Origin of the sequence: Bradyrhizobium valentinum (assembly GCF_001440405.1) — a bacterium.
In the GTDB taxonomy this organism is placed as follows: Bacteria; Pseudomonadota; Alphaproteobacteria; order Rhizobiales; family Xanthobacteraceae; genus Bradyrhizobium; species Bradyrhizobium valentinum.
Genome location: NZ_LLXX01000005.1, coordinates 1 through 12,789, shown reverse-complemented (window position 1 = coordinate 12,789; position 12,789 = coordinate 1). Strand labels below are relative to the sequence as shown.

The window sequence follows — 12,789 nt, the reverse complement described above, 5'->3', positions numbered from 1 at the left end:
TGAAGCTGGGGGACCTCACCGCCCTTAGGCCCTTCCGACGGAGGGGGGCGTGTTCCGAAGGAAGGTTGCCTGAGGGAGCGAGTTTTGCACCCGCTCCCCGGAAGGAGACGTCGGCGGGGGCGACGAATGCCGGCGAAACCCTCCATCTGATATCTAGTCCTCGTTTAGCCCTTCGCCAGCGGCACTGCGACGAAGCGCGACGAACCGCCGCTCTTCACGCGCATGAGAACGCTGTTCTTGTTCTCGGTGCGCGCCGCGTCGATCGCATCGCGAACCTCGCCGGCGCTGGCCACGCTCTTTCCGGCAACCTCAAGAATGACGTCGCCTTCCTTGAAGCCGCGCTCGGCTGCCGCGCTCTTCGGGTCGACCTCGGTGACCACGACGCCTTCCCTGCCGGCGCCAGCCACGCTGTTGGCGGGGGCAACCGTCAGGCCGAGCTTCGGCACGCCGGTTCCCTTGGTGGGGCCGCCCTTGTCTTCCTTGTCAGTGTCGGCCTTGCTCTCGATCGTGTTCGGCAACTGGCCGAGCGTGAGGTTGATGACCTTTTCCTGGCCCTTCTGCAGCACTGTGAGCTTCACCGCGGCGCCCGGCGCGAGGCCACCGATGGTGCGGGCGAGTTCCTTGGCATCCTTGACCGGCTCACCATTGACGGCGGTGATGACGTCACCGGACTGGATGCCGGCCTTGGAGGCCGGACCATTCGGCTGCGGTTCCGCCACCAGCGCGCCTTCCGCCTTCTTCATGCCGAGGCTGTCGGCAATGTCTGATGTCACCGGCTGGATCTGGACGCCGATCCACCCGCGGCTGACGGAGCCCTTGTCCTTGAGCTGATCGATCACGTTCTTGACCGTCGAAGCCGGGATCGAGAACGCAATGCCGACGCTGCCGCCGGACGGCGAATAGATCGCGGTGTTGACGCCCATCACTTCGCCATTGGTGTCGAACGCCGGACCGCCGGAGTTGCCCTTGTTCACAGGCGCATCGATCTGGATGAAATCGTCATACGGGCCGTTGCCGATGTCGCGGCCGGAGGCCGAGACGATGCCGGCAGTCACGGTGCCGCCGAGGCCGAACGGGTTACCGACCGCCAGCACCCAGTCGCCGATCCGCGGCTTGGAATCGGAGAGCTTGGCGAACGGGAAATCGGTGCGGCCGGCGACCTTGATCAGCGCGAGGTCGGTGCGCTGATCGGTGCCAATCACCTTCGCGGTGTAAGTCTTGCCGTCGTCCATCGTGATCTCGACCTTGTCGGCGCCGTCGACCACGTGGTTGTTGGTCACGGCATAGCCGTCAGGCGAGATGAAGAAGCCGGAACCCTGACCCGTGACCGGGCCACGGCCGCCACGCGGTCCGCCACGCAGGCCCGGAGGCAAGCCATCCGGACCGCCAAAGCGGCGGAAGAAGCGCTCCATCGGCGAGCCCGGCGGGAACGGCGAGTCCTCGTCCTTGTTGGCGCTGTCGTCCTTGGAGCTCTTGTCGGCGATGTTGATCTTGACCGAAATCACCGACGGCTTCACGCGCTCGACGACGTCGGCAAATCCGATCGGACGCTCGACCTTGCGGACCTCGTTGTTGACCTGCGCATGCGCCGCGCTGGTGAAGACATCAACCGGACCCTGCTGCGGCGAGAAGCCATACACCGCGGCGCCGAGGCCGGCGACGACGGAAGCCATCAGCGCGAACTTGCGCGCGGAGAACAGCGAGCGGCGCGGCGCGCCGTTGGTCGGTAGCGAGGAAAGATCGATGGGACGTTCGGTCATGTTTCAAAAATCTCCAGAGCCTGAATTTCGACGGTACGGGGTGCGGGGGCTGGGCACCTGACAGGGCCTGAAGATGGGGTATGCCGCCTTACCGTGCGCTGGCTAGGGAATTAAAGTTTTGTAATGCGCAGGCCTATGGCTGCGGCGGAATAACGCAGGCAATCAATGGCTTAGCGCTGGCGGAAAGACGGCTTTCAGAGGGCACAGAGTCGCTGCCGTACCTGACAAGGAGCTCGCCGTCGAAGCTCCCCTAAATCTTACGTTAAGCCTATCCGTGTCACAACCTCTGCACGAACAAATAGAGCGAGGTTGCGGGTCGCCGAAGGCGAACTTCATCATCGCCGTCAACGACAAGGATCAGGAAGAAAACCATGGTCAGCGCCGTTTCCAGCCAAGCCGCCACATTGAATCCCCTCGCCTATACGGCTCTCGACGGGGACGTCAGTTCCAAACAGCCCGCATCGAACGCGACGCCGAACGACAGCGACCGTGGCCCGGCCACGCAGGTGTCGTTGTCGCAGGACGCGCTGGACCGTCTGACGGCCGTCTTCAAGCAAGGTCCCAACGCCGCGCAGCAAGCCGTGGATGCTTGGTCGCAAGCAGGCAGGGATCGTTTTGCTGCAGACATACAGGCCGTGCATCGCCGGGGCGAATTGGCCAAAATCAACAGTCAACTCACTTTGCTCGACTTGCAGGACGCAAGGCAGGCCACGAACAAAGCTGGGCTCAGAGCGCTTCAAGAAGGCTACGACAAGATGCTGAACTCTCCGATATCTCCCGAAGTAACGCTCAATGCTGCGGACGCCGCCAAGGCATTGCAGATGTTAAAGGACGCCGGCCGGACATTGCCTCCTCTAGGCCCAAACGTTACCTATGGCTTCGTGAAAGACGGTATCCAGTACAATTTCCGGGGCGACGGCACCGTGACGACCCGGAAAGAAGGTATCGCAACATCAGTCGAGGATCAGCAGAAGTCTTTGGCGTCTACACGTAGCATGATGGATTTCATCTCGAGCGACATCCGGGACAACAGCGCCGCCCGCGCGAACCTCATTGCCCAGCGCGACGTGCTGATGGGTCAATAGCAGCAACCATCTGATACCGCGCTCAACTCTTCAATTTGAGCCGGCCTATGAAATCCCGTTTGCCGAGCGGCACGCCGTTGGTGCGCAGGATGTCGTAGGCGGTGGTGGCGTGGAAGTAGAAATTGGGCAGCGAGAACGACATCAGGAAATCCTCCGCCGTGAACGGCAATTGGCGCTCGCCGACGTGAAAGACGACATCGCGGCCACCGAGCGCGTTGACCGCTTCCGGCGTCCATACCGACAGCGCCTCGCGGGTTTGCGCGATCAGCGCCTGCAACCCCGCATAATCGTACGGCGTCTTTGACGCGGGCGGACGAAATTCTCCGCTCTGCACGGCTTCGATGGCGCCGCGGGAAATGTTGGGCGACGGAGATGATCTGGAAACGCAACGGCAGCATATCCTGCGCCAGCCGCGCCTCGACCATGGTTTCCGGATCGATGTTGTTATCGCGAAAATGCTTGAGGCTGCGATCGAGGAAGCCGCCGACCGCGCCAAGCGTCTGCAGATAATTCGCGACGGTGGCGTCGTAGAGTGAAAGAGCCATGTCCGGTTCCCCTGAGTTTTGTTTGTTTTTGAACTGAGGGAGTCATAGCGGAAACCTGTCCGCTTGCAATGGCGCGGGCTTAGGGTTGCTTGTCCGGCGCATCGGCCGCGAGCAGGCGCTCCAGCCTCGCCTCTTCCTCTTCCGTCAGGTGCAGCCGCGCGGGATCGGCCGCGCTGCCTGCATTCACTCGGCGGCGGCTGTAGAGCCAGAGCGCCACTCCGCCGCCGGCCAATGCGAGCGGCGGCAGCAGCCACAGCAATAACGTGTGCGGCGTGAAGCGCGGCTTCAACAGCACGAACTCACCATAGCGCGCCACCAGAAAATCGATCACCTGGTTGTCGCTGTCGCCGGATGCGATGCGCTCGCGCACCAGAAGCCGCAAGTCGCGCGCCAGCGGCGCATCGGAATCGTCGATCGACTGGTTCTGACACACCATGCAACGCAGCTCACGCGACAGATCGCGCGCGCGGGCTTCCTTCGCAGGGTCCGACATGATCTCGTCAGGCTGCACGGCGTAAGCGGCCGGCGCGCCCGACATCACGGCGGCAACGAAGATGCTGGCGAGGAGCTTCTTCAACGGCTCACTCCGCCGGCTGCAGCGCGCGAGCAGCCTTGGCAGGCTTCGGCGCGCCGACGCGCAGGCGGCGGTCAGACAGCGACAGCAGGCCGCCGAACGCCATCAGGACCGGACCCCACCAGATCAGCAGCACCAGCGGCTTGTGATAGATGCGCACCGCGATGGCGCCCTCGGCATTGGTCTCGCCGAGCGAAACGTAAAGCTGGCTGGCGCCGCGGGTCAGCAACGCGGCTTCCGTAGTCGACGATCCCCGCGTGGTGAAGTCGCGCTTCGACGGCGTCATCACCTCCAGCGTTTCGCCGTCACGGCTGACCGTGAACTGCGCGATCATCTCGCGGAAATTCGGCCCCTGCCGCTGCGTGACGCCGTCGAGCTTCAACTGATAGCCGGCGACCTTGGCGACATGGTCGGGCTTCATCGAGCCGATATATTCGGTATTCCAGGTGGTTTCGCAGACGATCCCGATCAGAGCGATGCCGATGCCGGCATGCGCGAACGCCGTGCCCCAGGTAGCCCGCGGCAATCCGCGCGCGCGAGCCACCGCGATCGTCAAGGGAATGCGGAACAGGCCCACGCGTTCGGCGAGATCGCTCACGGCGCCGGCGACGACGAATACCGCAAGCCCGATCGCGAGCGGCGCGAACGTAGCTCCGCCAAAGGTCCACGCCCACAGCACCGCAATCACGATCAGCGCTGCGATGCCCGCCGCCGTCAGCCGCTGTGCCGCGCCGAGCAGGTCGCCGCGCTTCCACGCCAGCATCGGCCCGAACGGCATCGCGGCCAATAGCGGCACGAACAGAGGCCCGAAGGTCAGGTTGAAGAATGGCGCACCGACCGAAATCTTGTCGCCAGTCACAACCTCCAGCGCCAGCGGATACAGCGTTCCAATGAACACGGTCGCGCATGCGGTGGTGAGAAAGAGATTGTTGAGCACCAGCGCGCCTTCGCGCGAGATCGGCGCGAACAGTCCGCCCTGCTTCAGCGTCGACGCGCGCCAGGCGTACAGCAAAAGACTGCCGCCGATGAACAGGCAGAGGATCAACAGGATGAACACGCCGCGCGCCGGGTCGGTCGCGAATGCATGTACGGAGGTCAGGACGCCCGATCGCACCAGGAAGGTGCCGAGCAGCGACAGCGAGAAAGTCAGGATCGACAACAGGATGGTCCAGACCTTCAGCGCATTGCGCTTTTCCATCACCACCGCGGAATGCAGCAGCGCGGTGCCGGCCAGCCAGGGCATCAGCGAGGCGTTCTCCACCGGGTCCCAGAACCACCAGCCGCCCCAGCCGAGTTCGTAATAGGCCCAGTATGAACCCATGGCGATGCCGAGGGTAAGGAAGATCCACGCAACCAATGTCCACGGCCGCACCCAGCGCGCCCAGGCGGCGTCGATGCGGCCTTCGATGAGGGCGGCAACCGCAAAGGAAAACGAGATCGAGAACCCGACATAGCCGAGATAGAGCATCGGCGGATGCACGGCGAGGCCGATGTCCTGCAGCACCGGATTGAGGTCGCGGCCCTCGATCGGGGGGCTCGCGATGCGCAGGAACGGATTCGAGGTGACCAGGATGAACAGATAGAACGCTGCCGCGATCCAGCCCTGCACCGCCAGCACATGCGCGCGCAGCGACAGCGGCAAGTTGTTGCCGAAGGCGGCGACGAGGCCGCCGAACAGCGCCAGGATCAATACCCACAGCAGCATCGATCCTTCGTGATTGCCCCACACGCCGGTGATCTTGTAGAGCAGCGGCTTCATCGAGTGCGAATTCTCGAATACGTTGACGACGGAGAAATCCGATGTGACGTGCAGCATCGTCAGCGCCGTGAACGACGCGCCAGCGAACAGCAATTGCGCGAGCGCGGTGGAGCGCGCGACATTCATCAAGGCCTGATCGCCCCAGCGCGCGCCCAGCATCGGCACGGTGGACTGGATCAGCGCCAGCGCGAGCGCCAGCACCAGCGCATAATGCCCGGCTTCCGCGATCACTTCGAAGTCCCCTGGACCGGCGCAGACGCCGCTGTGGCGCCCGGCTTGGCGCCGTAATCATCCTTCCAGTGCCCCTGCTTCTTCAGGGCGTCGGCGACATCCTTGGGCATATAGGTCTCGTCATGTTTGGCGAGCACCGTGTCGGCCTTGAACACGCCGGACGCATCCAGCGCGCCTTCGGCGACGACGCCCTGCCCTTCGCGGAACAGGTCCGGCAAAATTCCCTTGTAGGTCACCGGCAGCGTGGCGCTGCCGTCGGCGACGCTGAAATTGACCGCGAGATTGTCGCCGCGCACCAGCGAGCCCGGCTGCACCAGGCCGCCGAGGCGGAACCGCTGGCCGGGCGGGAACTGCTTCTCGGCCGCCATGGTCGGCGTGGAAAAGAACACGATGGAATCGCGCATGGCGTTCAAGACCAGCGCCGCGGCAATGGCCAGCACCGCGAGCGAACCGCCGATCATGGTCAAACGCCGTTGCTTGCGCGTCATTTCTATCCTCTGTCTTCGCCTTGGGGTTCCGGCATCATGCCTCACCCACCAAGCCCGAGATTCTTCACGCCCTCATTGAGCTGGCGCAAGCGCTCGGTATCGTTGGCGACCGCCTGGCGCGCCTCAGTCAGCGCGCTCGCCGCCTTGTCGCGTTCGCCCATCACCATATAGGCCCGCATCAGCCGCAACCATCCCTCGACATCGTCGCCGTTCTGCTTCAGCCGGGTCGCGAGCCGGTCGACCATACCGCGGATCATGGCGCCGCGGTCGGCCTCGTTCATGTCCTTGGCTGCGGCCATCGCATCGTTGGAAAGCGCAGGCGCGGCAGGATCGCCGACCCTCGCCAGCGCCGCCTCGATCAGCGGGCGCCATGGCGCGTCGGCCGGCGCCTTGGCGAGCAAGCCACGCCAGATCGCAGCGGCATCGGCCCGGCGGCCGTCCTGTTCGGCGGCGAGCCCAAGGAAATAATTTGCCTTGGGGCCATCGGCATTTTGCGCCACCGCGCGCTCGAATTCGGCCTTGGCCTCCGCCGTCACGACGCCGCCCGCCGCGGCCGCCAGCGCTTCGCCGAGATCGGAACGGTGATCGGCGCTATCGCCGGCATAGTTGATGGCGTTGCGGTAGGCCCGGACCGCATCGTCGTAACGGCCAAGCCGCGCCAGCACCGGCGCCAGCACGGTCCAGCCGCGGCCGTCGGTCGGGTTCTTTTCCAGATGTGCTTCGACCTGCGCCACCATGTTGTCGATCGGCTGATTGGCATCGGCCGTACGCGTGCGCGAGACAAGCGGAAAATCGCCGAGCTGAGGCGATCCGAGCGACAAGTAGAACGTCACCGCCGCGATCGGCAGACCCACCAGCGCCACGATGGCCGAGGCGCGGCGCAGCCCAAGGCTCGACCGCGCCGGCAGATTGTGCTGGCTGTCCGCGGCGGCAAGCAGGCGGCGGCTGATTTCGACACGCGCGGCCTCGGCCTCGGACACGCCGATCAGCCCGGCGGCGACATCGCGGTCGATTTCGGCGAGCTGGTCCTTGTAGACCGCGGCCTCACTGCCGCCGGCCTGCGCAGAAGAGTTGCGGCTCAACGGCCAGAGCACGGCGAAGATCGCCGCGACCGTCATCAGCGCGAACACAAACCACAGTGTCATCAAGCGGTTCCCGGGGGGCGGAACGGCGCATCCAGCGAGCGCCGCTGCGCCGCTTTACACCACCGGCGGCAAGCCCGGCAATTGACAATTGCGGCAGAAAAACCGGCGGAACAAAGATCCCCAGTCGGGCCCGCTTCGCCGCAGGTCCCCATGGTAAACGATCGCTTAAATTGCACCGGAACCAGCATACACGGAGGAACGGCACGCCCGTTAGTATTTACACCAAGACGTAGGTGATGCTACAAAATGAGGTCCAGACATTAATTCCCCTCAGAGGTTAACCGATGCAAGCCTGGAAAGCATTTCGACGTGAATTTCGTCCCGGCGCTCCGCTTCTTTCATTTCCGTTATGGCTGTTGTGCTTTCCAGCCTTGGCCCAGGACGCAACGGAACGAACCGCAGTCGCCGCCGCGATGCTCCCCCGTGATCTCAGTCCCTGGGGCATGTTCATGCAGGCCGATATCGTCGTCAAAGCGGTGATGATCGGCCTGGTGTTTGCGACCGCCGTGACATGGACGGTGTGGCTGGCAAAGACGATCGAGTTGATCAAGGCGCGGCGGAATGCCCGAAGCGCCTTGCGCGAGCTTGCCAGCGCCCGCGGCGTCGACGACGCCGTGCGGCAAGTCCGCGACGGCACGGTTGCCCAGTTGATCGAGGGCGCCATGACCGAACTCAGATTGAGCACCGACCGCATGGACAAGGAAGGGATTAAAGTGAGGATCGCCTCCCGGCTGCAGCAGATCGAGGCGGCGGCAAGCAGGCGGGTGGCTCTCGGCACCGGCGTGCTTGCCACCATCGGATCGACCGGCCCCTTCGTCGGGCTGTTCGGGACGGTCTGGGGAATCATGAACAGCTTTATCGGCATCTCGAAGTCGCAAACCACCAATCTCGCCGTGGTCGCGCCCGGCATAGCCGAGGCGTTGCTGGCGACGGCGCTGGGACTGGTAGCTGCGATCCCCGCGGTCGTGATCTACAATCTGTTCGCGCGCCAGATCGCCTCCTACCGGGCGCTGCTCGGAGACGGCTCCGCGGAAATCATGCGGCTGGTCGGGCGCGACCTCGACAGCGGCACCATGCTGGTACGGCGACATCTGGCAGCAGCGGAGTAGCAGCCATGGCCGCCAGTCTGAACCAGGGCAATAGCGATCTCACCGAAGTCCATGAGATCAATGTGACGCCGTTCATCGACGTCATTCTCGTTCTGCTCATCATCTTCATGGTCGCTGCCCCGCTTGCGACCGTCGATATCGCCGTTGATCTTCCAGCGTCGAACGCGCAGCCGCAGCCGCGACCCGACAAGCCGGTCTATCTGACCGTCAAGCCGGACCTGTCGCTTTCGGTCGGCAACGAGACCGTGGGCCGGGCCGCACTGCCCGGCGCGCTCGATGCGAGCACCAACGGCCAGAAGGATACCCGTATTTTCCTGCGCGCCGACAAGCTCGTCCCGTATGGCGAGGTGATGCAGGTCATGAACATGCTGCGCACCGCCGGCTACCTCAAGGTCGCCCTGGTCGGAATGGAGCAAGCCTCACCGCTATGATCGAGCTTGCGGCCGAAGATCGTTCCGACCTGCGACGCTGGATGTTCAGTAGCCTTGCGGTGCTGTCCGTCTACGCCGGATTGACCGCCACGCTCGCCACCTGGCGCTCTCAGGACGACACCGTGGCTGCCGAACCTTCGGGCGCGATCGTGGTCGATCTGGCGCCGTTGGCCGCAGCGCCCTCGACCACGCCGACCGACATCGCGCCCGGTCCGGAACAGATGATGTCGGAGGCGCAGCCGGTGGCGAAGCCCGACGAGACGCCGCCCGACGAAACACCCGAGTTGCCGGCCGCTCCCGATCCGGACGCCGCCGTGGCGCTGCAGACCAAACCGCAGCCTGACGTGCCGCAGCAGCAGGCGGCAGCAACCACCACCTCCGCACCTCACGCGATCAACGAACGTATCGCACCGGTAGCCGTAGCGCCGACCCAGGGCGTGCCGAATGACAAAAATTCGGAGGCCGTGGTGACATGGCGAACCCAGGTCCTCGCCTTGGTTGAAAAGAACAAGCGATATCCGGAGGCCGCGCGGTCGCGGCGCGAGCAAGGGACCGCGCAGGTATCGTTCACGCTTGATCGCAAGGGTATGGTGATCAATGCCCGCGTGACTCAAAGTTCGGGCTCCAACGCCCTTGACGAGGAAGCCATTGCGCTCCTCAAGCGCGCCCAGCCCTTCCCTGCGCCACCCGCAACATTCTCCGGCGATTTCGTTGTCGTGCGGCAGCCGATCCGCTTCACCGTCAAATAGAACCCACTGGTGATCTGGTCGCGGAGTATCGCTTCGACGGTTAGTCGACGATGATGCTGCCGACGAACTTGTAGTTCACTCCGATCCTGACCCCGTCGCTGGTCACCCGCGTGTTGGCATCAAATGCAACTGCTGTATTGGCAGCCGTAGACGGCGTCGAACGCACCGAACCGAAATCCATGTGAAGGTATTCGAGCTTTCCGGTCCAATTGCCGGTCAGCCGCGCCTCGAAACCGGCGCCCACGGCCCAGCCGAATCGATACAGGTGCCGATCCAAAGACGCCGTCGTAGCCGCACCTGCGTTGTCGAAGCCCGCGACGGAAGTCGACGTCGTGATCTTGCCGAACGGAACGCCCGCGGTGGCGTAGGCAAGCAGGTCCGGCGTCACAAGCGTTCCGACGCGGCCGCGAACCGAGGCCACCCACCCCAAGCGATAGTCCAGGCTTGCCCTCACGGTTGCGTCCAGCGGAGCCAACGCGGCGTTGCAGACATTGCCGGGGCATGCGGTGGCGCCGTGTCCGCGCTGGTTGCGATACTCAAAATCTCCCTCGATGCCGGCCAGAATCGGGCCCGATGTCCAGTTATAGCCGGACTGAACGCCAAAGCTCGCGGTGTCGTGCGTGGACGACAGGCGGGCTCCGGCAAGCGAGGCACCGGTTGCAACATCGTTGAACGCAGCGTTGGTAACGCCCTCGCCCCTCAGATATCCGACATTGCCGCCGGCATAGATGCCCGCCCAGTTCCAGGCCGTGGCCTCCAGCGCCGGGCTCTTGTAGTAGCCGTTGCCGGCCGGCCGTCTCGCCGTGCCGATCCAGGTGCCGGGCGGGCCGCTTGGCCGGTCGACACCGTATTTGACGTTGAGAAACAGCTTGAAGCCCCGCCCGGGCTGCAGGATCTCGTCCTTGTGGAATTGGACGGAGTTGCGAATGTTGGCGTTGAGCAGATTGTCGCCGACCAGGCCGGTCGCGACCTCGACCGCGCCCCACGGCGAATCCTTCCAGAACTTTCGATGTTCGAGCTGCACCTTGACCAGATCGTATCCGGCGGTAGTCGTGTCGAACTGCGGAATGTCATTCTGCGCAAACGCATGCAGCAAGCCGACGCGCGCAAACCAGTTGTCGTTGCGCCAGTAGACCCCGCCGCCGAGGCGCATCGGGGGGATGCGCGGCACGTTGCTCCCGTCGGTGAAAGTCGCCCGCACGATATCATATTGACCGTCAAGGCCGAGGGTGCCGTTGGCGAGTTGTGCGGCGTCCCACTGCCAGGCCAGTTCGCCGCCGCGGAAGGTGGCGTCGCGCTGATCGTAATTGACCTGGATGTAATCGGTGCCGGCTCCGCACGAAGCAAACGTTTCCTGGCAAAGGATGCCGGTGGCGCGCGAGAAAATGAACTTGTCGTAGGCCGTGTAGTAAGCATTCGCGACAAACCGGAAATCGCCATCCGTGCGCTTCAGGCCGATTTCCGCCGTCTGCGCGGTTTCAATTCCGAGGTTTGGGTTGCCGATCTTGAACGTCTTTTCCGAACCGTCGGGACCTTGCGCGAACAGCTCCAGAGGACGCGGCGCACGCTCGATACGCTGGAGCGTCAGGCTCGCGACCAGCGAGGATGGAAGATCCTTGATGATTCCGAAACTGATGCTCTTCGGCATGAAGTCGAGCTTGGCGGAAGCCCTGCCCGGCTCATCCGGAGGCGGAAGAAAATTCGGAGGGAAAGTGAATGCCGTTCCCGCAACATTGACTCCCTCGATGCGTCCCGCCAACTGCGTGCGCAGCGTATCCGTGTGCCTGACCTCATTGAGGAAGTACGCCGCCGCCGTTCTTGTCTGGGCCGGAAGCAAGATCGCCTGACCAGCCGTATCCAGTTGCTGGTAGGCGCCCTGCGCGCCGACAATGCTGGTCAGCGGACCTAGCGGCGTAGCGAACGGCGCCAACTCGAACTCGAGCTTGCCCTCAGTCTGCTTGTTCTTGAAGGTGGCAGTAATCTCCTGAAATCCGGTCGTGGCGAGCACCGTCTCGTCGTGCCGGTACTCCGAATATCCGGTCCAGTACCTGACGGCCGCCAGCGCGCTGGCGTCCGGACGATACTCGCCCTTTGAGCTGATCTTGGTTTGCTCGAGGTCGTTGTGCTGGCGGGCTTCCGCGGTCGCAATACCGGGGACGTAGTAGTCGCTGGTGAAACGGGAGACGGCGATGCCGGCATAACCGCCGTCGAAAAGCCAGGAGCCACCGATCGCCGCGCCTGCGCTTTGCGAAGCGGAATTCGGCTGCTTGCCGTTAAACGCAGGCGCAGGGATTGGCGGAACGAGATAGGGATAACTCGGGATGCTGTAATCGCCGGAGGATCGTCCGTAGATGTCGGCGTGAACGGCGGCGTTGCGGCCACCAGCATCCAGCAAGAGCCCGCTCTCCCACCCTCTGTTGACGCTGGTCACGCCCGACCTCAGTTCCGCGGCCACTCCCCCGAGCGGCGCGGCGGTCGGAATCCGGTTGTTGTTGACGTCGACGACGCCGCCAACGGCTTGCGAACCGAAGCGGAGCGCGCCCGGTCCGCGAACGATATCGACCTTCTGGATTGCGAGAGGGTCGATCGGCACCGCGTGGTCCTGCGCGATGTCGGACACGTCGACCGCGCCGACGCCGTTCTCCTGGATGCGGACCTTTGCATCCGTCAAACCGCGCAGAACGGGCCGTGACGATTCCGTGGCAAGGCCCGCGGACGTCGCGCCGGGCGTGTTGGTGAACAGGCTGCCGAATCCGCCGTTGCTGCTGCCGGTCTGGATCTGGCTGCTCCCGATCGTCGACAACGGCGCAAATGGCGGGTTGAAGGGCGACGGCGGCGCGCTCGTTGGCGCAGGACCCGGCAACGGCGCGGCGACGGCCCTCGAAGGCCGACCGGGCTCGCCGCGAGTGGCCC

At 64.2% G+C, this 12,789-nt stretch carries 12 protein-coding genes and 1 pseudogene; 5 read left to right on the top strand and 8 right to left on the bottom strand.

Translation table 11 applies throughout. The annotated features are described in order from the left end of the window. Positions 1-164: 164 nt before the first annotated feature. Positions 165-1,760, bottom strand: a complete 1,596-nt coding sequence (locus CP49_RS00560) for a Do family serine endopeptidase (RefSeq protein WP_057848353.1) — start codon at positions 1,758-1,760, stop codon at positions 165-167. Positions 1,761-2,131: 371 nt separating this feature from the next. Here CP49_RS00560 and CP49_RS00555 point away from each other — a divergent pair, with 371 nt between their 5' ends. Next, on the top strand, positions 2,132-2,845 hold the full coding sequence (locus tag CP49_RS00555; protein WP_156437911.1) for a hypothetical protein: 714 nt from the start codon (positions 2,132-2,134) through the stop codon (positions 2,843-2,845). A gap of 22 nt (positions 2,846-2,867) precedes the next feature. Here the strand turns inward: CP49_RS00555 and CP49_RS48535 are convergent, their stop codons facing one another. The 6 genes and pseudogenes from CP49_RS48535 to ccmI all read right to left on the bottom strand — a co-directional run bounded on the left by CP49_RS48535 (position 2,868) and on the right by ccmI (position 7,587). Beyond that, complete coding sequence (locus tag CP49_RS48535; protein ID WP_276326827.1) at positions 2,868-3,179, bottom strand: DUF1993 family protein; 312 nt, start codon at positions 3,177-3,179, stop codon at positions 2,868-2,870. 82 nt (positions 3,180-3,261) lie between these two features. Beyond that, a pseudogene (locus tag CP49_RS49100) lies at positions 3,262-3,390 on the bottom strand (hypothetical protein); the annotation flags it as partial. Between the two features lie 79 nt (positions 3,391-3,469). Next, positions 3,470-3,967, bottom strand: coding sequence for a cytochrome c-type biogenesis protein (locus CP49_RS00545; protein WP_057848351.1), 498 nt, complete (start codon positions 3,965-3,967; stop codon positions 3,470-3,472). A 4-nt stretch (positions 3,968-3,971) separates the two neighbouring features. Continuing rightward, a complete protein-coding gene (locus tag CP49_RS00540; RefSeq protein ID WP_057848350.1) occupies positions 3,972-5,954 on the bottom strand; it encodes a heme lyase CcmF/NrfE family subunit in 1,983 nt (660 codons plus the stop codon). Next, a complete protein-coding gene (ccmE, locus tag CP49_RS00535; protein WP_057848349.1) occupies positions 5,951-6,442 on the bottom strand; it encodes a cytochrome c maturation protein CcmE in 492 nt (163 codons plus the stop codon). The genes CP49_RS00540 and ccmE overlap by 4 nt, the downstream gene beginning before the upstream one ends. Positions 6,443-6,483: 41 nt before the next feature. Continuing rightward, positions 6,484-7,587, bottom strand: a complete 1,104-nt coding sequence (gene ccmI / locus CP49_RS00530; RefSeq protein ID WP_057848348.1) for a c-type cytochrome biogenesis protein CcmI — start codon at positions 7,585-7,587, stop codon at positions 6,484-6,486. A 413-nt stretch (positions 7,588-8,000) separates the two neighbouring features. On the opposite strand from ccmI, the gene exbB reads away from it, so the two are divergent. Genes exbB through CP49_RS00515 form a run of 3 tightly spaced genes read left to right on the top strand, consistent with a single transcriptional unit; the run spans position 8,001 to position 9,876 of the window. Continuing rightward, positions 8,001-8,696, top strand: a complete 696-nt coding sequence (gene exbB, locus CP49_RS00525; protein ID WP_057848383.1) for a tonB-system energizer ExbB — start codon at positions 8,001-8,003, stop codon at positions 8,694-8,696. Between the two features lie 5 nt (positions 8,697-8,701). Next, complete coding sequence (gene exbD / locus CP49_RS00520; protein ID WP_057848347.1) at positions 8,702-9,127, top strand: TonB system transport protein ExbD; 426 nt, start codon at positions 8,702-8,704, stop codon at positions 9,125-9,127. Next, positions 9,124-9,876 (top strand): energy transducer TonB, encoded by a 753-nt coding sequence (locus CP49_RS00515; protein ID WP_057848346.1) that lies wholly within the window; start codon positions 9,124-9,126, stop codon positions 9,874-9,876. The genes exbD and CP49_RS00515 overlap by 4 nt, the downstream gene beginning before the upstream one ends. Positions 9,877-9,916: 40 nt before the next feature. Here CP49_RS00515 and CP49_RS00510 read toward each other — a convergent pair whose 3' ends face one another. Further along, entirely contained in the window at positions 9,917-12,679 is a 2,763-nt protein-coding gene (locus tag CP49_RS00510) for a TonB-dependent receptor domain-containing protein (RefSeq protein WP_057901985.1), read from the bottom strand. Between CP49_RS00510 and CP49_RS46835 the strand changes: the two genes are divergently transcribed. After that, positions 12,576-12,789: hypothetical protein (locus tag CP49_RS46835; protein ID WP_245310428.1), on the top strand; the 214-nt coding region annotated here is incomplete at its 3' end. The genes CP49_RS00510 and CP49_RS46835 overlap by 104 nt on opposite strands.

Excerpts from the sequence above, each read along its gene's own strand:
- CP49_RS00515 (WP_057848346.1), top strand. The coding sequence starts at position 9,124 with ATGATCGAGCTTGCGGCCGAAGATCGTTCCGACCTGCGACGCTGGATG.
- CP49_RS00560 (WP_057848353.1), bottom strand. The coding sequence starts at position 1,760 with ATGACCGAACGTCCCATCGATCTTTCCTCGCTACCGACCAACGGCGCG.
- ccmE (WP_057848349.1), bottom strand. The coding sequence starts at position 6,442 with ATGACGCGCAAGCAACGGCGTTTGACCATGATCGGCGGTTCGCTCGCG.
- CP49_RS00555 (WP_156437911.1), top strand. The coding sequence starts at position 2,132 with ATGGTCAGCGCCGTTTCCAGCCAAGCCGCCACATTGAATCCCCTCGCC.
- exbD (WP_057848347.1), top strand. The coding sequence starts at position 8,702 with ATGGCCGCCAGTCTGAACCAGGGCAATAGCGATCTCACCGAAGTCCAT.
- exbB (WP_057848383.1), top strand. The coding sequence starts at position 8,001 with ATGCTCCCCCGTGATCTCAGTCCCTGGGGCATGTTCATGCAGGCCGAT.
- ccmI (WP_057848348.1), bottom strand. The coding sequence starts at position 7,587 with ATGACACTGTGGTTTGTGTTCGCGCTGATGACGGTCGCGGCGATCTTC.